Origin of the sequence: Streptomyces sp. NPDC056503 (genome assembly GCF_042794995.1) — a bacterium.
Lineage (GTDB): Bacteria > Actinomycetota > Actinomycetes > Streptomycetales > Streptomycetaceae > Streptomyces.
This window is the reverse complement of record NZ_JBHTST010000023.1, coordinates 48960-66207: the sequence shown is the minus strand read 5'-3', so window position 1 is coordinate 66207 and position 17248 is coordinate 48960. Positions and strand designations below refer to the sequence as shown.

The following is a 17248-nucleotide window of genomic DNA, read 5'->3' as shown; positions in this document are numbered from 1 at the left end:
CGCCGCTTGCAAATTCGGTGTTGGGTTTTAATCCACACACATTTTGGGGCACTGTTTTTTTCAGGTTTGTTGCGGACTGGGGGGCGCCGCCCGGCTAAGCTCCTGCGCTTCGCCGGGCGGCGCCAACTCCCGTACGGGAGTCAATGGGTACGAATCGGTCACCCGCTCCTTACAGGTGGCCGTCCTCCAGCATCTCGGTCACCAGGGCCGCGATCTGGGACCGCTCGGAGCGGTTCAGCGTGACGTGCGCGAAGAGCGGATGCCCCTTCAGCTTCTCGACCACGGCGACGACTCCGTCGTACCGCCCCACCCGGAGGTTGTCCCGCTGGGCGACGTCATGGGTGAGCACCACCCGCGAATTCGCCCCGATACGGGACAGAACGGTCAACAGGACGTTCCGCTCCAGGGACTGGGCCTCGTCGACGATGACGAAGGCGTCGTGGAGCGAGCGGCCCCGGATGTGGGTGAGCGGCAGGACCTCCAGCATTCCCCTGGAGAGCACCTCCTCGATCACCTCACGGCTCGCGACCGACGAGAGCGTGTCGAAGACCGCCTGCGCCCAGGGGCTCATCTTCTCCGACTCGCTGCCCGGCAGGTACCCGAGGTCCTGGCCGCCGACCGCGTACAGCGGACGGAAGACCATCACCTTCTGGTGCTGCCGGCGCTCCAGGACCGCCTCCAGGCCCGCGCAGAGCGCGAGCGCGGACTTGCCGGTGCCGGCCCGGCCGCCCATCGAGATGATCCCGACCTCGGGGTCGAGGAGCAGGTCGAGCGCGATCCGCTGCTCGGCGCTGCGGCCCCGGATCCCGAACGCCTCCCGGTCGCCGCGGACCAGTCGCACGTTCCCGTCCGCGCCGACGCGGCCGAGCGCCTTGCCCCGCTCCGACTGGAGCACCAGGCCGGTGTGCACGGGCAGCTCGGAGGCCTCCGGCACGTACAGCCGCTCCTGGTCGTAGAGGAGGTCGATCTGTTCGGCGGAGAGACTCAGCTCGGACATCCCGGTCCACCCGTTGGCGTCCGTGATGGCGAGTTCCGCGCGGTACTCCTCGGCGAGCAGGCCCACCGAGGACGCCTTGATGCGCAGCGGCAGGTCCTTGGAGACGACGGTGACGTCGTACCCCTCCGCCTGGAGGTTGCGGGCGACCGCGAGGATCCGGGAGTCGTTGTCGCCCAGCCGGTAGCCGGCCGGAAGGATGCCGGGGTCGGAGTGGTTGAGCTCGACCCTCAGCGTGCCGCCGAGCTCCCCGACGGGGAGGGGGGCGTCCAGGCGTCCGTACCGGACCCGGAAGTCGTCCAGCAGGCGCAGGGCCTGGCGGGCGAAGTACCCGAGCTCGGGGTGGTGCCTCTTCGCCTCCAGCTCGGTCACCACCACGATGGGGAGCACGACCTCGTGCTCCTCGAAGCGGGACATCGCCTTGGGGTCGGCGAGCAGGACGCTGGTGTCGAGAACATAGGTGCGCCGGTCGGAAAGGCGGCGCTTCGTGCTGGTCACCACGGAAGGACAGACCCCCTCTGAAGACCCGAATGAGGCCGGGCTGCGACGGAACAACCGGTGTCGCGGCGGAATGGGACCGGGATCGGACCGCCCAGCGCGGGCCGAACACCGGCCCTCCGCTTCTCCCGTGCGTGTCCCGCACGGTCGTCCTGGTGCAAGGGGCCTCCCGGGTGGCGGTCTCCGTGCCGCTCACTTCACCAGGCTTATTCCCTCGAACACTCCCGGCCATGCCAGGGCATATGACGGCGTGTTCGTGAACGTCCGGTGACACCCCCGGGGGCAGGGGTGCGCGGGTGCCTCAGGAGCCGTAGCGCCGGTGCCGGGCGGCGTAGTCGCGCAGCGCCCGCAGGAAGTCGACCTTGCGGAAGGCCGGCCAGTGGACCTCGCAGAAGTAGTACTCGGAGTGCGCGCTCTGCCACAGCATGAACCCGGACAGCCGCTGCTCGCCGCTGGTGCGGATCACCAGGTCCGGGTCGGGCTGGCCGCGCGTGTACAGGTGCTCCGAGATGAGGTCGATGGAGACGGTCTCGGCCAGCTCCTCGAAGCTGGTGCCGCGCTCGGCGTGGTCCATGAGGAGCGAGCGGACCGCGTCCGCGATCTCCTGCCGGCCGCCGTAGCCGACGGCGACGTTGACGAGTATCCCGGCGTTGCCGCGGGTGGACTCCTCGGCCTCCTTGAGGACCGTCTGGGTCCTGGCCGGCAGCAGGTCCATGGTGCCCACGTGGTGCACCCGCCAGCGCCCGTCCGAGGCCAGCGCCTTCACCGCGTCCTCGATGATCCCGAGCAGCGGCACCAGCTGCTCCTCGGGGCGGTTCAGGTTGTCCGTGGAGAGCATCCAGAGCGTGACGACCTCGACGTCGGTCTCGGCGCACCAGCCGAGCAGCTCCCGGATCTTGTCCGCGCCGGCCTTGTGTCCCTGCTCCGGAGTGCCGCCGGAGGCCTTGGCCCAGCGCCGGTTGCCGTCGAGGATGACCCCGATGTGCTTGGGCACCTGATCGTGGTCGAGACGGCCTTCCACCCGGCGTGCGTAGAGCCCGTACACCAGGTCGCGCAGGTTCACTGTTCTTTACCCCTCCATGGGCGGGCGGTTCGCAAGCCGCCACACTACTGCGGTCGGATGAAGGGTCCCAGCCCGGGCGTGTCACAAGTCCGTACGGGAGTGTCACAAGTCCGTGATAAGCAGAGATACGTGACTGATTCCCCCCTCTACCGCGCCGCCGCGGAGCGCTACGACTCCATGGAGTACCGCCGCTCGGGCCGCAGCGGGCTCAAGCTCCCCGCCGTCTCCCTGGGCCTCTGGCACAACTTCGGCGACGACCGCACGCTCGACTCGCAGCGGGCGATCCTGCGCCGCGCCTTCGACCTCGGCGTCACCCACTTCGACCTGGCGAACAACTACGGTCCGCCGCCCGGCTCCGCCGAGCTGAACTTCGGCAAGATCTTCGCCCAGGACTTCGCGCCCTACCGCGACGAACTGATCGTCTCGACCAAGGCCGGCTACGAGATGCACCCCGGCCCGTACGGCGAGTGGGGCTCCCGCAAGTACCTGCTGTCCTCGCTCGACGCCTCCCTGGACCGGATGGGCCTCGACTACGTCGACATCTTCTACTCGCACCGCTTCGACCCGGAGACCCCGCTGGAGGAGACCATGGGGGCGCTCGCCTCCGCGGTCCGGCAGGGCAAGGCGCTGTACGTCGGCGTCTCCTCGTACAACGCGGAGCAGACCGCCGAGGCCGCGCGGCTCCTGAGGGAGATGGGCGTCCCGGCCCTGATCCACCAGCCCTCGTACTCGATGATCAACCGCTGGATCGAGGACGACGGCCTCCTGGACACCCTGGAGACGGCCGGCATGGGCTGCATCTCCTTCGTGCCGCTGGCCCAGGGCCTGCTCACCAACAAGTACCTGAAGGGCGTCCCGGAGGGCTCCCGGGCCACCCAGGGCAAGTCCCTCGACCCGAACCTGCTCTCCGACGAGGTGCTGCGCCGGCTGCGCGGCCTCGCGGAGATCGCCGGGCGGCGCGGTCAGTCGCTGGCCCAGCTGGCGCTGAAGTGGGTCCTGCGGGACGCGCGGATGACCTCGGCCCTGATCGGCGCGTCGAGCGTGGCCCAGCTGGAGGAGAACGTGGCGGCGCTGGCCTCCGCGCCGCTGACGGACGAGGAGCTGAAGGAGATCGACTCCTTCGCCGTCGACACCGCGGGCACCAACATCTGGGCCGGCCGGGGCTGACACCCTCCCGGCGCCCGGAGTCCTGGGCCGGAGTCCTGGGCCGGAGTCCTGAGGCCCGGCCCGGAATCCTGACCCGGGGCCCGGGGCTCGGGGCCCGGAGCCGGTGTCGGAGCCGGGAAAGAAAAACGGGCCGGTCCGTGGGGGGGATACGGACCGGCCCGAGGGGGGGGTTCCACCATAACCCTTCGATAGTCGGGCTGCGCGCCACGTGCGCCGACCGAAGAGCCCGTGTTTCCCCGGATCCCGGTCGCCGCAAGGGCTCCGAGCCCCTGTGGCGGTTTTGTGCCCCGGCGTGGCGGCGGACTTCCGTCCCTCCGACGGGGGAACTCCCGGCACCGTCACCACGTTGACGCACCCCGCCCCGAACCGTGCTCCGGCACCGCTCGGGGCACGGCCCGGGGCGCGCTCAGGGGATCGCCGAGAAGGCGCCGAGCGCGAGGCCCAGCAGGGCGCCGGCGAGCATGAAGGGGCCGAAGGGGATCGCGGAGGAGCGGCCCGCGCGACCGAGGAGCACCCGCCCGAAGCCGTATCCGGCGCCGAGCAGGAAGCCCAGGAAGGCGCCGGTGAAGAGGACCCCCCAGCCGTACCAGCCGAGCGCGGCGCCCAGCGGCAGCGCCAGCTTCACGTCGCCGAAGCCGAGGCCCTGCGGACTGATCAGGTGCAGGGCGAGATAGCCGCCGCCCAGGGCGAGGGCCCCGAGCAGGGCCAGCGGCCAGGACCCGGCGTCGTACGGAAGGAGCTCGGCGGCCCCGAGCAGCAGCGGCACGGCGAGCGCGAGCGGCAGGGTCAGCCCGTCGGGCAGCCGCTGCACCCGCACGTCGACACAGGCCAGCAGCACCCCGAAGGGCGCGGCCAGCAGCCACACCGCCAGCTCCGGCCGGGGCCCGCCGGTGGCGGCGGCGAGCAGCGCGCAGACCAGCGCGGTCAGCAGCGGCACGGCGTACGGCGTGGGCGTCGTCGCGCAACCGGCCCGCCCCGGCCCGCCGAGCCAGCCGCGCGCCGGCCCCGCGAGCCGGTGCCCGGCCGGGCACAGCTCCCGCCACGGCTCCTCGGGCTCCACGGACAGCCGGTACGCGGCCCGCGGCACGAGCAGCCCGACGGCGGCACCCCACAGGGCGGCGAGGACGATCAGCGAGGCGTACACGGGGTGACCCTAGGGCTAAGGTCGGCGCCATGGGGCGGAGTCGGCGGGACGGAGCGGGAACGCTGGGCGTGCCGGTGGGGCCGGCGGTCCCGGTGGAGGTCGCAGCCTCGTACCGGGCGCGGCAGCGCGGGCTGCTCGGCCGGGACGGGATCACCGGGGCGATGCTGCTGACCCCGGCGAACAGCGTCCACACCTTCGGCATGCGCTTCCCGATCGACGTGGCCTATCTGGACCGGCGCCTGCGGGTGCTCGCCGTGGTCACGATGCGCCCGGGCCGGCTCGGCATGCCCCGCCCGCGCGCCCGGCACGTCCTGGAGGCGGAGGCGGGCGCGATGGCGGAGTGGGGGGTACGGGCGGGGGCGCGGGTGACGGTCACGGCGGACCCGACCCCAGGAGCGTGAAGGCGCCGTAGACCGCGGAGGCCGCCGCGAGCACGGCGAGCACGCCGGCGGCGGGGCCGGTACGGAGGCGGGCGAGGGCGGCGGCGGGCGGCAGGAGCAGCCCGAAGGCGGGCATCATCAGGCGCGGCCGGGAGCCGAAGTACGCCGCGCCGACCAGCGACACCACGACGACCCCGACCGTGTAGACGAGCAGCGGCAGCGGCTGGCGCTGCCGGACGCACAGCACGACCAGCCAGGCCAGGAGCGCGAGGGCCGCGCACAGACCGAGCGCGGCGGGCCAGGGCAGGGAGGCGACGAAACGAGCGAGGGCGACGCCGCCGTCGATGGAGTTGCCCCACGCCGCCTGGACGTCGAAGTAGGCGGTGGGGCTCGACTCGCGGACGCCGACGTACACGACGTACCCGAGCCAGCCGAGCGGCGCGAGCAGCACCCCGGCGACCGCCCGCCACGACAGCCGCCGCTCCCCGACCAGGGCCACCAGCGCGGTGACGCCGAGCGCGGCGATCAGCGCGGCGGCGGTGGGCCGGGTGAGCCCGGCGAGCGCGCACAGCAGCCCCGCGGCGATCCAGCGCCCGCGCAGCACCGCGTACAGCGACCAGGCGGCGAGCGCGGTGAACAGCGTCTCCGTGTACGCCATCGACTGCACGAACGCGGTCGGGTACGCCCCCCACAGCACGGCCAGCACGACCCCGGCACGCGCCGAGACCACCTGCTCGCCGCACCGGTAGATCCCCCAGGCGGCGGCGAGCGAGGCGGTCCAGGAGACCAGCAGCCCGGCGCCGGCCGCGTCGAGCGGCAGGACGGCGGAGAGGCTCCGTTCGAGGGCGGGGAGGAGCGGGAAGAACGCCAGGTCCGAGTGGACGTCCCCGTTCGGGAGCGTGACCTGGTACCCGTACCCGTGCTCGGCGATCCGCGCGTACCAGACCGAGTCCCAGCGCCCGCTCAGCCGGTGGAAGCCGTCCTTGCCGGTCGCGGCGGCGACGACGGCGAGCGCGGCGAGCCCGAGGACCCGCGTGGCGGCGTAGCCGCCGAGGGCGAGGAGGAGGTGGGGGGAACGGAGGCGGGCGGAGAGGGGACGGGGGGTGAGAGGGCGCGGGGTGAAGGGGTGCGGGGCGAGGGGGTGCGAGGTGGGGGAGTGCGGAGGTCGGCTGGTCGGCGGGGACATGCGCTCGATTATCCCGAGGCGGTCCGCCCCCCCTCCCGTGCCGGCCGTGGTCCCGTACGCCTCACCCCGTACGCCTCACCCCGCGCGGCGAACTCCAGGGGACTCGGCCCAGAGGTCTCGGCTCAGAGGTCTCGGCTCCCTGGGCCTCACCCCCCGGGTCTCATGCGCACGAACCGCGCCGCCATGACGGGACCGAGCTGCCGCACGATGCCGTGGCCCGGCTCGTGCGGGGACGGCAGGTCGCCGAGGAAGGAGGTCACGATCACCTCGTCGACGGCGGTGTCGCCGCGGCTGCACCGGTCCTCCAGGAAGTCGAGGGTGCGGCGCCAGTCGGGCTCCGACTCCCCCGCCTCGGCGAACGCGAGGAAGGAGCGGACGGTCCCCTGGACGACGTCCCAGAAGAAGACGTGCGGCAGGATTCCGCCCTGCCGGAAGACGTGGATCTCGTAGGCGCCCTGGAAGGCGGGCACGTGGACGACGAGGTCGTGGACGAGCTGCACGCCGGGCGTGCAGGCGGTCAGAGGAGTGGAGGAGTGCGGCATCGGCGGCCCTGCCCCGGAGTGTTGTGGTGTTTCGGTCCAGAATGCTCCTCCCCCGGCTTTTCGTCCTGACACTTTTGCGCTTTCCTGGGGATAACTTTCGGGGGGTTTTCCACAGGGGGTGCGAACTGTCCCTCTTCCGTGGATGGTTGGGCGTATGTACGAGTTGGCGATCCTCGCCAGGGGCGGGGTACTCCTCACCGTCTGGGCGCTCGCGGCGGGCTGGCCGCCGGGCCGGCTCGCCGCGCGCCTGCGGCGGGACGGCTGGCAGCGGATCTGCCGTGGCGCGTGGGCGGTGCCGGGCAAGGAGACGGACTGGCGGGTCCGGGAGACCGCCCTCCAGCTGCTGCGCCCGCAGCGGGTCTGCCGCCACGGCACGGCGGCGCGCCTGCACCGCATCGAGGTCCTGGCGGGGCCGCGGGCGCCCTCCGGCTCCCGGGCCTCCCTCCCGCCGGAGGACGTCTGCCTGCGCCGCGGCCTGCGCGTGACGACGGCCGCGCGGACGGTCGCGGACCTCATACGGGCCTCCGGAAGCAGGGAGGAGGCGGTGGTGACGGCGGACTCGGCCCTCTCCCACCGGGTGGTGGAGGGCGTGCGCAGGGACCCGCCGGTCCGCTACGAGGACCTGGCCGCGCAGCTGTCGGCCCGCCGCCCCGGCGCCCCGCGCGCCCGCGCCTGGCTCCCCCTCGCGAACCCGGCGGCCGGCTCGCCGGCCGAGACGGTGGCCCGCCTGCGCATGGCCGACGCCTCCCTCTTCCCCGAGTGCCAGCCGCCGTTGCGTACGTCCGGGGGACGGGTGCTGCGCCCCGACTTCCTCTTCCGGTCGGCGGGCCTGGCGGTGGAGGTGGAGGGCTACGCGTACCACGGCACCCCCCGCGCCCACGAGCGGGACGTCGCCCGCTTCAACGCCCTCCAGTCCTGCCCGGAGCTCCGCCGGGTCCTGCGCTTCACGGCCAGGGAGGTCTTCACCCACCCGGCCCGGATGACGACGACGATCCAGGCCGCCCTCACGGACCTCGCCCTCGCCACACCCCGGACGGAGGGCAGACGTGGCACGAGGTGAAGTGACGTGACGCGACGTGACGTCAAGTCGGCTGCGGCGCGCGGGGTGTTCACGGCCACCCGGCCCGCGGAGGCCGCGTGCCCCGACTTCCGTGATCCGGCGTGACGCGGGACCCGCCGGTTCGGCACCATGGGAGTTCGACGAGGGGAGCGGCGGATGTCTCGTGCGGTGCGGTGGGTCGTGGCCGGGGTCACGGCGCTGGTGACGTTCGGGGTGGGCGTGTGGGTCGTACGGGCGCTGCCCTGGGGCTGGCTGCCGCAGGAGGACGGGGCCCGGCTCGACACGGCCCTCGCGTTCGGCGCGATCGCGGGCACGGCGGTGCTGACGGGACTCGGCTGGTGGGCCGCGCGTGAGCCGCAACAGCCCGCGCCGACCCCCACGCCCGCCCCCGTACCGCCCGCGCGGACGCTGGTCCAGACGGCCACCGCCGGCGACGACGCGGAGATCCGCCAGTCCGGCGGCGGCGCGGCGGCCCACCTGGAGCAGCACGCGGAGGCGTCGGAATCGGGGCACGTCACCCAGTCCGGCCGAGGCACGGACGCCGGATACGAACGGGTCGAGCAGCGCGGCACGGCGACCGGCCGCGGCCGCGTGGAGCAGTCCGGCGACGACGACCGGCCCGCCCCCGCCGAAGGGGCCTGAGGACTTGAGCGAGCAGCACTCCCAGGTCTCCGGCAACGCCCGCAACTACCAGGCCGGCCACAGCATCCACATCACGGAGACGGCCGCCGCCGCCCCGCAGGCCGTGGACTCGCTCCCGGCGGCGCCGGAGCTCACCGGCCGCGAGGAACCGACCGCCGCGCTCCTGAAGGCCCTCGGGCCGGACGGCTCGGGCGTGACCGTGGTGACGGGCCTCCCCGGCGTCGGCAAGACCGCGCTCGCCGTGCACGCCGCCCACCAGGCCGTGTCCCTGGGCCGCTTCCCCGGCGGGACGCTCTTCGTCCACCTCCGCGGCTACGACCCGGCGGGCGCGGTCGCCCCGCAACAGGCCCTGGAGGCGCTGCTGCGGGCGTTAGGCGTACGCGACGACGACCTGCCGCCCACGCCGGAGGAACAGGCGGGCCTCTACCGCTCCCTGCTGGCCCGCCGCGCCGCGGAACACGGCCCGATGCTGATCCTGGCCGACGACGCGTCCTCCTCCTCCCAACTGCTCCCCCTGGTGCCGGCGCACTCCGCCCACCGCCTCCTCTCCACCTCCCGCGACACCCTCACCGCACCCGACCTCCGGCCCCGCCTGATCCCCCTGGACGAGCTGACGCCCGACGCGGCGGCGGAACTGGTCACCTCCGCCCTCACCCAGCCCCGCCCCGACGACCCCCGCCCGGAGGCCGAACCCGCGGCCCTGGCAGAGCTCGTCGCCCACTGCGGCCGCCTCCCCCTGGCCCTCACGATCGCGGCGGCCCTCCTCACCGACGACCCCGGCCTCCCCATCGCCGCCCTCGCCGAAGACCTGGCCGACACCCGCACCCGCCTCCAGACCCTCCGGCACGAGGACGCGGCAGGCCGCTCCCTCGCCGTCCGGGCCGCCTTCGACCTGTCGTACGGCCGCCTCACGGAACCCGACGCCCGCCTCTTCCGCCTGCTCCCGGTGAACCCGGGACCCGACCTGTCCACGGAGACGGCCGCGGTCCTCAACTCCTCCCCGGTCCGGGCGACCCGCACGGCACTGGCCGCCCTGGCCCGCGCCTGCCTGATCACGGAGCAGCCGGTGGGCTCCGGCCGCTGGCGCATGCACGACCTGATCCGTCTGTACGCCTCCGAGCTGCCGGCGGGCGAGGACGACGCGGGGGCGCTGGAGCGGCTCATGGTCCACTACTACGTCACCTGCGACGCGGCGGACGACCACCTGCGCGCCCTGCCGGGCCAACCGGTTCCGGACCTCTTCGCCGGTCGCGCCGACGCCCTGGAGTGGCTGGACGCGGAGCGCGCCAACCTGATCGCCACGGTGCCCCTCGCCGCCATGACCGTCCCCCCGGTGGCCCTGCACCTGACCGCGGCCCTCGGCGTCTACCTCCACCTGCGGCGCCACTTCCACGACGCCCTGGCCCTCGGCGAACACGCCCTCGCCGCGGCGCGGGAACTCGAGGACCGTCGCGGCGAGGCCCAGGCCCTCAGCAACCTCGGCAACGACCTGCAGGAACTCCGCCGCTTCGACGAAGCCGCGGCCGCCAACTCCCAGGCCGTCACCATCTACGGCGAACTCGACGACCGGCACAGCGAGGCCCAGGCACTCAACAACCTGGGCAACGCGCTCCAGGAACTCCGCCGGTTCGACGAAGCCATCGCCATCCACACCCAGGCCGCCACGACCTACCGCGAACTCGACGACCTGCACAGCGCGGCCCAGGCACTCAGCAACCTCGGCCTCGGACTCCAGGCGGTCCGCCGCTTCGACCAGGCGATCACCGTCCACACCGAAGCCATCGACATCTTCGAGGAAGTCGGCGACCGGCACGGAAAGGCCCAGGCCCTCAACAACCTGGGCCTCGTGCTCCGCGCGGTACACCGCTACGAGGAAGCCGTCCGCACGCACTCCGAAGATCTCGCCCTCTGCGTCGAGCTCAACGACCGGCACGGCGAGGCGCAGGCACTCAACAACCTCAGCCTCGCGCTGCAGGCGGCCCTCCGCCACGACGAGGCCATCGACGCCCACACCCGGGCCATCGACATCTTCCGAGAGCTCGCCGACCGGCACGGCGAGGCCCAGGCACTCAACAACTTCGGCATCACGCTCCAGGAACTGGACCGTCACGACGAAGCGATCGGCGCCCACGCCCGAGCCGCCGCCACCTACCGCGAGCTCGACGACCGGCACAGCGAGGGAACCGCACTCAACAACCTGGGCCTCGCCCTCCGTGCGCTACGCCGCTACGACGAGGCCGTGGCCGCCCTCGACCAGGCCCTCGTCATCTTCCGGGAGACGGGCGACAGCCACGGCGAGCAACTGACCGCTCAGAACCTCGCCGAATGCCTGAACACAGGCGAAGCCTCCGCCAGGAGACGGCGCTGGTGGCCGTTCGGCAGAAGACGTGCCGGCAGGGTCGAGGCGTAGGCCCCGGCCCGGCCCGCCCGGTCCGGACGCGTCGCCCTGCCGGCGGGGCGGGTGCGCGTCCGGATGCCGAGGGCGGTCCGAGCGCTCAGGGTGTGGCGGCCCGGGAGGACACGGTGCGCGGGAAGGAGACCTCGACGCGACGGTTCTTCTTCCGGCCCTCCTCGGTGCGGTTGTCGGCGATCGGGTAGTCCTCGCTGTAGCCGCGGATCTCGTACGAGGTCCCCGGGTCCAGCTCCCGTGCCAGCACCTGCTGCACGGCGACGGCCCGCTCCTTGGAGAGCTTCAGCCCGTGCTCGTACGTCCCCAGGTTGTCGGTGAACCCGAACACCCGCACCTTCCCGGACCCCTGCGTCCGCACCTCCCCCGCGATGGCGCGGATCCGCGCGGTGGCGGCGGGGCTGAGCTTCGCGCTGTTCTTCGGGAACAGCACCTCCGCCTGGAGCGCGAACGTCACGTCGACGTTCGTGTCCTCACGCCGCTGCTCGCCGCCCTCCTCCTCGACGATCTGCTTGATGTCCAGCACCTTCGCGGGCGCGAGGGTGGCGCCGTCGGGGAGCATCAGGCCGGGAGAGTTGGAGTCGATGGCGGGAGGCGGGGAGGACGTGGTGCTGCCCGGGGGATCGTCGGCGTAGGCCGCCGTCACGGATGTGGCCGACCACACCACCGAGACCACGATCACCATCGCGGCCAGTCTGCGTCGTCGTCCTGTCGTCGTCGTCATGGCGTCGCCTCAGGAGAGCTTGAGCGTGGCAGGTTCGAAGGTGGGCAGTTGGAACGAGACCTCGGTGGTGGCGGCGGGGGGTGCGGGGAACTGCATGAAGACATCAATGGACTTGCCTGCTGACAGGATGCTCAAACCGGTGGTCGCCAACGGGCGGCCGTCCGTGTCTCGTAGGACGTAATAGCGCTTCTTTGCCAGCCCGTCTACAAGGGTGGCCCCACCGAGCGAAGTACCGTGCTTCAACACCTCTGTTTCGTTGCCCCGGACCGCGTCGGGGACCGCCCGTCCCTTGTCCGACGTGTTCTTCAGGCTTCCCTTGACTGTCAGGAAACCACCCGCGTCACGCTCCGCCGATGTGATGGCCAGTTCGAAACCCTCCTGCCCCTTAGCGACAAGCAGGGGCTCCGTCGGTTCCTCAGGACTCGGCTCCGTCTGATTGGAGGCAGCCTGAGAGGACTGCGTCACCGGAGTCGGCTTGTGCGATGCCTTGGGATCGTCGTCGGCAGCACAACCTGCAGCGGTCAAAGAGGCAGCCACCGCGAGGGCGATGAACCCCCCTCTCACATACGAGATGCTCATGAAGGGCATTTCCTTTACTCGTCGTTGCCGGTCAGTCGAACGCGGAAAATGTCACCAGCACCGGGGAGGACGGGGTCATCCGGGTCGATCTCGAAAGGATCGCCATCACACACCAGGCCCACGATTGGTTCAGCTTCCTGCTCCTCCGACTCTTCCGGCGGTGTAGAGGGCGGCTCCGAATCTTGCGGCGGTTCCGACTCCTGCGGCGGTTCCGGCGGATCAAACGAGCAGCGCGGCTCGAGCACCGCTGCGGCAGTGGCCCTCGCCTCACGAGATGCCACGTCTGGAACGATCGACTCGCCTACCGTGTCGTTGGTGTGCACGGTCACCCTGAAACCGAAATCCACAGACTGGCAGTCATCGACCACCGCATCGTTACTGACCGCAAGGCGGGATGCATTTTGACAGGCCAGAGGGACGTCAATGACCACCACGCCATCGACGAATGGCTGCCACTTAGAGGGATCGCCAATCACCTCCAGCCACCCTTCCCGCAGCTGATCCCGGGCGTCCTGCGCCGCTGCAAGCGCTGCCGCATCAGCAGCGGTCTGGGCTCCGTTGCGTACCACCGCAGCCTGCCCCACCGCGAAGTACACCAAGGCGAGAAAGAGGAGTCCGGCAATCACAGCGATGTAGGCGGGAAACGCCTGACCGACCTCTCGTCCCCCGCACCGCATAGCTAGCCGGTCAGATCCGCGATCTTGTTCTTGATGGCTGTCAAAATCGTGGTGCCGATGTCCGTTCCGGTGATCGCGATAACAATCGCCACCACCACCACGATGATCCCCAGGTACTCCACCGCCGTCTGTCCCCGGTCGCCCCGGGTCGTCAGGTGGAGTCGGGCTCTGGTCAGGGCCTTCAGCATGGCGTCGTACATCGTGCTCCCCTCCGAGGTCTGACGCTCGCGCAGTCGCACGGTACGCCCAGGGGACCTGTGGTGGACAGGGGAGCCGAGGTCGTTCGTCAGCTCCGGTTGCGGGCGGGACCATGCACTCCGGAAGGGTATGGCCTGGGGCGGGGGTTCCGTGGGGAGTTGGGGGAACTTTCATGCGGCGTCGCACCGTCCTCACTCCCCCGCGATCGAGCCCAGGTCCGTGCCCGTTCCCAGGAACAGGCCCGCGCCGAGCAGGATCATCGTGGCCGGGACCATCAGCGTGGTGATGACCATGGTCGCCTTCGGGACGGCCTTCGCCGCCTTGCGGCGGGCGTTCTGGGCGTCCGTGCGGCGCATGTCCTCCGCGATCTGGATGAGGGTGTCGACGATGGGGGCGCCCAGCTCCTCGCCCTGCTGCAGGGCCGTCACGAACTGGGCCACCTGTTCGGAGTCGTTGCGGCGGCGGAGTTCGTCGAAGGCCTGGCGGCGGGTGACGCCCATGTCCATCTGGCGGAGGGTGATGCGGAGTTCGTCGGACCAGGGGCCGTCGTACTTCTCCGCGACCCGCTCCAGGGCCTGGCGGAAGCCGAGGCCCGCGGAGACGACGACGGCCAGGACGTCGAGGAAGTCGGGGAGGGTGCGTTCGATCTGGTCCTTGCGGATGCGGACCGCGGACCAGATGCCGACCTCCGTCCAGAACGCGCCGAAGGCGAAGAGGAGCGCGGCCGTGACGTACGAGCCCTTCGTCAGCATCAGGAGGCCGCCGAGGCCGCCCAGGAAGCCGTACACCGCCCGCCGCGCCCCGTAGCGGTCGATCGTGAGGCCCCCGGGGTTGCCCGCCAGGTCGATCCGGCGGCGGACCGCTCCGACCCGTTTCGGGCCCATCCAGCGCAGGACGGTCGGGGACCAGCGCATGCCGAGGCGGTCCACGGCGGAGTCGACGGCGCCGGTGCGGGTCGCGCCGACCTCCAGGGCGAGGCGGAGGTCGTCGGGGAGGCGGGCGTCGGCGCGGTACAGGCGGAGCCCGTACGCGAAGCCGGCGACGGAGAGGCCCGCGAGGAGGGCGATGGCGAGTTCCAGCATCGGTGGCACCGGCCCCTATACGTCGATCTTCGAGAAGCGGCGGATGACGGCGAAGCCCAGCACGTACAGCGCGCACGCCACGATCACCGCGCCCTGGCCCAGCGGCGAGCCGGTCATGCGGTCGAGGGCGCCGGGCTGCATGTTGTCGATGAGGAGCAGCGAGCCGAAGCCGATGACGGGGACCGCGTAGGCCGTCATGCTCACCTGGGAGAGCTGGGTGCGGACCTCGCGCCGGGTCTCCTTGCGCTGCTCCAGCGTCTCGGTGAGGTTGCGGAGGGAGGAGACGACCGTGCCGCCGGCCCTGTTCGCGAGGACCAGGGTCGTGACCAGGACCACCAGTTCCCGGGAGGGGAGGCGTTCCGCCAGTTCGGCCAGCGCGTCGTCCAGCGGGGTTCCCACCGCCAGCTGCTGCGCCACCTTCTCCAGTTCGTCGCCCGCCGGGGCCTCCATCTCGTCGGCCGCCAGGCTTATCGCCATGCGGAGGGCGAGGCCCGCCTGGGTGGCGTTGGCCAGGATGCGGGAGAGTTCCGGGAGCTGGTTGATGAAGCGCTCGATCCGCTTCTGGCGCTGCCAGTTGAGGTAGCCGAGGGCCACCCACACGCCGAGCAGACCGCAGATCGGGCCGAAGAACGGGGAGAGGGCCGACTGGCCGACGGTCCAGAGGACGGCCACCGAGGCCGCCAGGGCGACCGTGAACTCGCCCGGCGTCACGTCGAGTCCGGTCGCCGCGATCCGGCGCTCCAGGTTGCGTCCGAGGGCGGTGGCCCTGACCCGCCGGTCCAGGGACGGGAAGCGGCGCCTGCGGCGGCCCGTCGTCTCGGGCGCGGCGGTGTCGTCGAGGCGGGCGACGAGCGCGGCGTGGCGGCGGGCGCCGTTCGCGTACACCTGGACGCCGGTGACACCGAGGACGCAGGCGAGCAGCGCCACGCCGGTCGTCAGCCAGAAGGGATCGGTCATGGGGCGCTCCTACGTCGCTTCTCGGGTGGCGAGTTCGGTGTCGGTGGCGGCGACGCCGAAGGCCGGTGGTACGGGCTGGCCCGCCATGTAGAGGCGTTCGGCGACGCGGCGCGGGAGCGGGTGGTGGACGTAGTGGCCGTGGACGCGTCCGTCGGCGGAGAGGGGCTCGGCGCGGAAGTGGCAGACGGTGGCGAGGAGGAAGCGCTCGCGGCCGTGGGAGGCGAGGATCGCGATCTCGGTGACGCGGCGGGTGCCGTCGGGATGGCGGGTGAGCTGGACGAGGACGTCGACGGCGCTGTTGATCTGGTCGCGCAGGGCCTCGAAGGGGACCTTGACCTCGGACATGGAGGCGAGGGTCTGGAGCCGCATCAGGGCGTCCTCGGCCGAGTTGGCGTGGACGGTGGCGAGGGAGCCGTCGTGGCCGGTCGACATGGCCTGGAGCATGTCGAGGGTCTCGCCGCCGCGGACCTCGCCGACGATGATCCGGTCGGGGCGCATCCGGAGGGAGTTGCGGACGAGGTCGCGGATGGTGACCTGGCCGCGGCCCTCGATGTTCGGCGGGCGGGCTTCGAGGCGGATGACGTGGGACTGCTGGAGCTGGAGTTCGGCGGAGTCCTCGATGGTGATGATCCGTTCCCCGTCGGGGACGAGGCCGGAGAGGGCGTTGAGGAGGGTGGTCTTCCCGGTGCCGGTGGCGCCGGAGACGATGATGTTGAACTTCGCCTGGACCAGGCCGGAGAGGAGCATCAGCATCTGCTCGTCGAGCGAGCCGAGGCCGATCATCTCGTGGAGTGTGTAGGCGCGGGGGAAGCGGCGGATGGTGAGGGTGGCGCCGGTGAGGGAGAGCGGCGGGATGATGACGTTGACGCGTTCGCCGGAGGGGAGGCGGGCGTCGACCATCGGGTTCGACTCGTCCACGCGGCGGTTGACGGTGGAGACGATCCGCTCGATGGTCTGCATCAGCTGGTCGTGGGAGGCGAAGCGGAGCGGGAGGAGTTCGACGCGGCCGGCCCGCTCGATGTAGATCTGGTCGGGTCCGTTGACCATGATCTCGGTGATGGAGGCGTCTTCGAGGAGCGGTTCGAGGACGCCGAGGCCGAGGGCCTCGTCGACGACGCGGCGGATCAGCCGGCCGCGTTCGGCGGTGGAGAGGACCGGGCCCTCGCGGCTGATGATGTGGCCGAGGACACGTTCGAGCCGGGCCCGGCGCTCGCCGGCCGCGAGCGCGGACATCTCGGTGAGGTCGATCTCCTCGAGGAGTTTGGCGCGGAAGGACGCGACCAGGTGGCCGTCCTCGCGGCCTCCGCCGGGACCGAGGGCGCGCGGGTCGTCGCCGGCGTGGTGGATGCGGGCGCGCAGGCTCATGGGACCTCGTCCTCCTGCGGGGTGTAGGGCATGGTGGCGGTCCTGGTGACGGGGTCGAAGTTCCAGAAGGGGACGACCCGGGGGACCTCGACGGTGACGGTGACGGTGACCTGCCCGTCGCCCTCGACGGGGTCGCCGCCGCCGACGGTGAGCCAGCCGCTGACCGCCGACCGCGCCGCCGCCGCCGCGTCCGGCGCGTCCTCGGCGTCGCTGGACGCCGCCCGTGCCGCCGCCCGCGCCGCCGTCCCCGCCTGCTGCGCGGCGTACGCGGCGAGCCCGAGCTGGAGCCCCGCGAGTCCGACGAGGAGGAGGATGGGGAGGAAGCCGAGGTACTCGATGGCCGCCTGACCGCGGTCGCGGACCGTGGAGGGAGGGGCGGTACGGCTCCGAAGGCCGTCGTCCCGTCTCCTCGTACCGCCCCGCCGGGCACCGCCCCGAGGCCCTTCGGCGCGCACGCCCGTGCCTCGCGCACCGCCCCGCGCGGGGGCGCCCCCCCGCGGCGCCGCGCCCGCGCCCCCACCGTCGGCACCGCCCCCCCCGGCCGCGCCCGCGCCGCCGGGGGTCGCCCGGGCGCGTGTAAACA

General features: G+C 72.3%; 18 protein-coding genes. 5 read left to right on the top strand and 13 right to left on the bottom strand.

Annotation, left to right across the window (positions count from 1 at the left end):
* Positions 1–169: 169 nt before the first annotated feature.
* Positions 170–1495, bottom strand: a complete 1326-nt coding sequence (locus tag ACFQ8C_RS10015; RefSeq protein WP_383454246.1) for a PhoH family protein — start codon at positions 1493–1495, stop codon at positions 170–172.
* A gap of 298 nt (positions 1496–1793) precedes the next feature.
* Positions 1794–2555, bottom strand: coding sequence for an isoprenyl transferase (locus ACFQ8C_RS10010; protein WP_383454243.1), 762 nt, complete (start codon positions 2553–2555; stop codon positions 1794–1796).
* 129 nt (positions 2556–2684) lie between these two features.
* Here ACFQ8C_RS10010 and mgrA point away from each other — a divergent pair, with 129 nt between their 5' ends.
* The gene (gene mgrA, locus ACFQ8C_RS10005; RefSeq protein ID WP_383454241.1) at positions 2685–3722 is read left to right on the top strand and encodes an L-glyceraldehyde 3-phosphate reductase; all 1038 of its coding nucleotides are present in this window, start codon (positions 2685–2687) and stop codon (positions 3720–3722) included.
* Between the two features lie 406 nt (positions 3723–4128).
* On the opposite strand, the gene ACFQ8C_RS10000 is transcribed toward mgrA, so the two are convergent.
* Complete coding sequence (locus ACFQ8C_RS10000) at positions 4129–4866, bottom strand: prepilin peptidase (RefSeq protein WP_383454239.1); 738 nt, start codon at positions 4864–4866, stop codon at positions 4129–4131.
* Positions 4867–4895: 29 nt separating this feature from the next.
* Between ACFQ8C_RS10000 and ACFQ8C_RS09995 the strand changes: the two genes are divergently transcribed.
* On the top strand, positions 4896–5267 hold the full coding sequence (locus ACFQ8C_RS09995; RefSeq protein WP_383454236.1) for a DUF192 domain-containing protein: 372 nt from the start codon (positions 4896–4898) through the stop codon (positions 5265–5267).
* Here ACFQ8C_RS09995 and ACFQ8C_RS09990 read toward each other — a convergent pair.
* Both ACFQ8C_RS09990 and ACFQ8C_RS09985 read right to left on the bottom strand, forming a co-directional pair.
* The gene (locus ACFQ8C_RS09990; protein ID WP_383454233.1) at positions 5239–6432 is read right to left on the bottom strand and encodes a mannosyltransferase family protein; all 1194 of its coding nucleotides are present in this window, start codon (positions 6430–6432) and stop codon (positions 5239–5241) included. The genes ACFQ8C_RS09995 and ACFQ8C_RS09990 overlap by 29 nt on opposite strands.
* A gap of 146 nt (positions 6433–6578) precedes the next feature.
* Positions 6579–6974 (bottom strand): hypothetical protein, encoded by a 396-nt coding sequence (locus ACFQ8C_RS09985; protein ID WP_383454231.1) that lies wholly within the window; start codon positions 6972–6974, stop codon positions 6579–6581.
* Between the two features lie 154 nt (positions 6975–7128).
* On the opposite strand from ACFQ8C_RS09985, the gene ACFQ8C_RS09980 reads away from it, so the two are divergent.
* The 3 genes from ACFQ8C_RS09980 (at position 7129) to ACFQ8C_RS09970 (ending at position 11086) form a co-directional block, all read left to right on the top strand.
* Positions 7129–8034, top strand: coding sequence for a hypothetical protein (locus tag ACFQ8C_RS09980; protein WP_383454228.1), 906 nt, complete (start codon positions 7129–7131; stop codon positions 8032–8034).
* Between the two features lie 156 nt (positions 8035–8190).
* Positions 8191–8676 carry a hypothetical protein gene (locus tag ACFQ8C_RS09975; RefSeq protein ID WP_383454226.1) on the top strand — a complete coding sequence of 162 codons (486 nt, stop codon included), beginning with the start codon at positions 8191–8193 and terminating at the stop codon, positions 8674–8676.
* A gap of 4 nt (positions 8677–8680) precedes the next feature.
* Positions 8681–11086, top strand: coding sequence for a tetratricopeptide repeat protein (locus ACFQ8C_RS09970; protein ID WP_383454224.1), 2406 nt, complete (start codon positions 8681–8683; stop codon positions 11084–11086).
* A gap of 85 nt (positions 11087–11171) precedes the next feature.
* Here the strand turns inward: ACFQ8C_RS09970 and ACFQ8C_RS09965 are convergent, their stop codons facing one another.
* From ACFQ8C_RS09965 to ACFQ8C_RS09930, 8 genes are all read right to left on the bottom strand, one after another.
* Positions 11172–11807 (bottom strand): OmpA family protein, encoded by a 636-nt coding sequence (locus ACFQ8C_RS09965; RefSeq protein ID WP_383454221.1) that lies wholly within the window; start codon positions 11805–11807, stop codon positions 11172–11174.
* A 9-nt stretch (positions 11808–11816) separates the two neighbouring features.
* Positions 11817–12386 carry a hypothetical protein gene (locus tag ACFQ8C_RS09960; protein WP_383454219.1) on the bottom strand — a complete coding sequence of 190 codons (570 nt, stop codon included), beginning with the start codon at positions 12384–12386 and terminating at the stop codon, positions 11817–11819.
* 14 nt (positions 12387–12400) lie between these two features.
* Positions 12401–13063 (bottom strand): pilus assembly protein TadG-related protein, encoded by a 663-nt coding sequence (locus ACFQ8C_RS09955; RefSeq protein WP_383454216.1) that lies wholly within the window; start codon positions 13061–13063, stop codon positions 12401–12403.
* A gap of 2 nt (positions 13064–13065) precedes the next feature.
* Complete coding sequence (locus ACFQ8C_RS09950; RefSeq protein ID WP_383454214.1) at positions 13066–13263, bottom strand: Flp family type IVb pilin; 198 nt, start codon at positions 13261–13263, stop codon at positions 13066–13068.
* A 189-nt stretch (positions 13264–13452) separates the two neighbouring features.
* Positions 13453–14340 carry a DUF5936 domain-containing protein gene (locus ACFQ8C_RS09945; RefSeq protein ID WP_383454285.1) on the bottom strand — a complete coding sequence of 296 codons (888 nt, stop codon included), beginning with the start codon at positions 14338–14340 and terminating at the stop codon, positions 13453–13455.
* Positions 14341–14358: 18 nt separating this feature from the next.
* Positions 14359–15300 carry a type II secretion system F family protein gene (locus tag ACFQ8C_RS09940; protein ID WP_383454211.1) on the bottom strand — a complete coding sequence of 314 codons (942 nt, stop codon included), beginning with the start codon at positions 15298–15300 and terminating at the stop codon, positions 14359–14361.
* Between the two features lie 9 nt (positions 15301–15309).
* Positions 15310–16665, bottom strand: a complete 1356-nt coding sequence (locus tag ACFQ8C_RS09935) for a CpaF family protein (protein ID WP_383454209.1) — start codon at positions 16663–16665, stop codon at positions 15310–15312.
* Positions 16662–17120: a TadE/TadG family type IV pilus assembly protein gene (locus ACFQ8C_RS09930; protein ID WP_383454206.1), complete on the bottom strand. Its 459-nt coding sequence runs from the start codon at positions 17118–17120 to the stop codon at positions 16662–16664. The genes ACFQ8C_RS09935 and ACFQ8C_RS09930 overlap by 4 nt, the downstream gene beginning before the upstream one ends.
* Positions 17121–17248 lie beyond the last annotated feature (128 nt).

What these genes read in the sequence shown, in the direction of transcription:
- ACFQ8C_RS09995 (WP_383454236.1), top strand. Translation starts at nt 4,896, where the DNA reads ATGGGGCGGAGTCGGCGGGACGGAGCGGGAACGCTGGGCGTGCCGGTG.
- ACFQ8C_RS09990 (WP_383454233.1), bottom strand. Translation starts at nt 6,432, where the DNA reads ATGTCCCCGCCGACCAGCCGACCTCCGCACTCCCCCACCTCGCACCCC.
- ACFQ8C_RS09985 (WP_383454231.1), bottom strand. Translation starts at nt 6,974, where the DNA reads ATGCCGCACTCCTCCACTCCTCTGACCGCCTGCACGCCCGGCGTGCAG.
- ACFQ8C_RS09980 (WP_383454228.1), top strand. Translation starts at nt 7,129, where the DNA reads ATGTACGAGTTGGCGATCCTCGCCAGGGGCGGGGTACTCCTCACCGTC.
- ACFQ8C_RS09975 (WP_383454226.1), top strand. Translation starts at nt 8,191, where the DNA reads ATGTCTCGTGCGGTGCGGTGGGTCGTGGCCGGGGTCACGGCGCTGGTG.
- ACFQ8C_RS09965 (WP_383454221.1), bottom strand. Translation starts at nt 11,807, where the DNA reads ATGACGACGACGACAGGACGACGACGCAGACTGGCCGCGATGGTGATC.
- ACFQ8C_RS09960 (WP_383454219.1), bottom strand. Translation starts at nt 12,386, where the DNA reads ATGAGCATCTCGTATGTGAGAGGGGGGTTCATCGCCCTCGCGGTGGCT.
- ACFQ8C_RS09955 (WP_383454216.1), bottom strand. Translation starts at nt 13,063, where the DNA reads ATGCGGTGCGGGGGACGAGAGGTCGGTCAGGCGTTTCCCGCCTACATC.
- ACFQ8C_RS09950 (WP_383454214.1), bottom strand. Translation starts at nt 13,263, where the DNA reads ATGTACGACGCCATGCTGAAGGCCCTGACCAGAGCCCGACTCCACCTG.
- ACFQ8C_RS09940 (WP_383454211.1), bottom strand. Translation starts at nt 15,300, where the DNA reads ATGACCGATCCCTTCTGGCTGACGACCGGCGTGGCGCTGCTCGCCTGC.
- ACFQ8C_RS09935 (WP_383454209.1), bottom strand. Translation starts at nt 16,665, where the DNA reads ATGAGCCTGCGCGCCCGCATCCACCACGCCGGCGACGACCCGCGCGCC.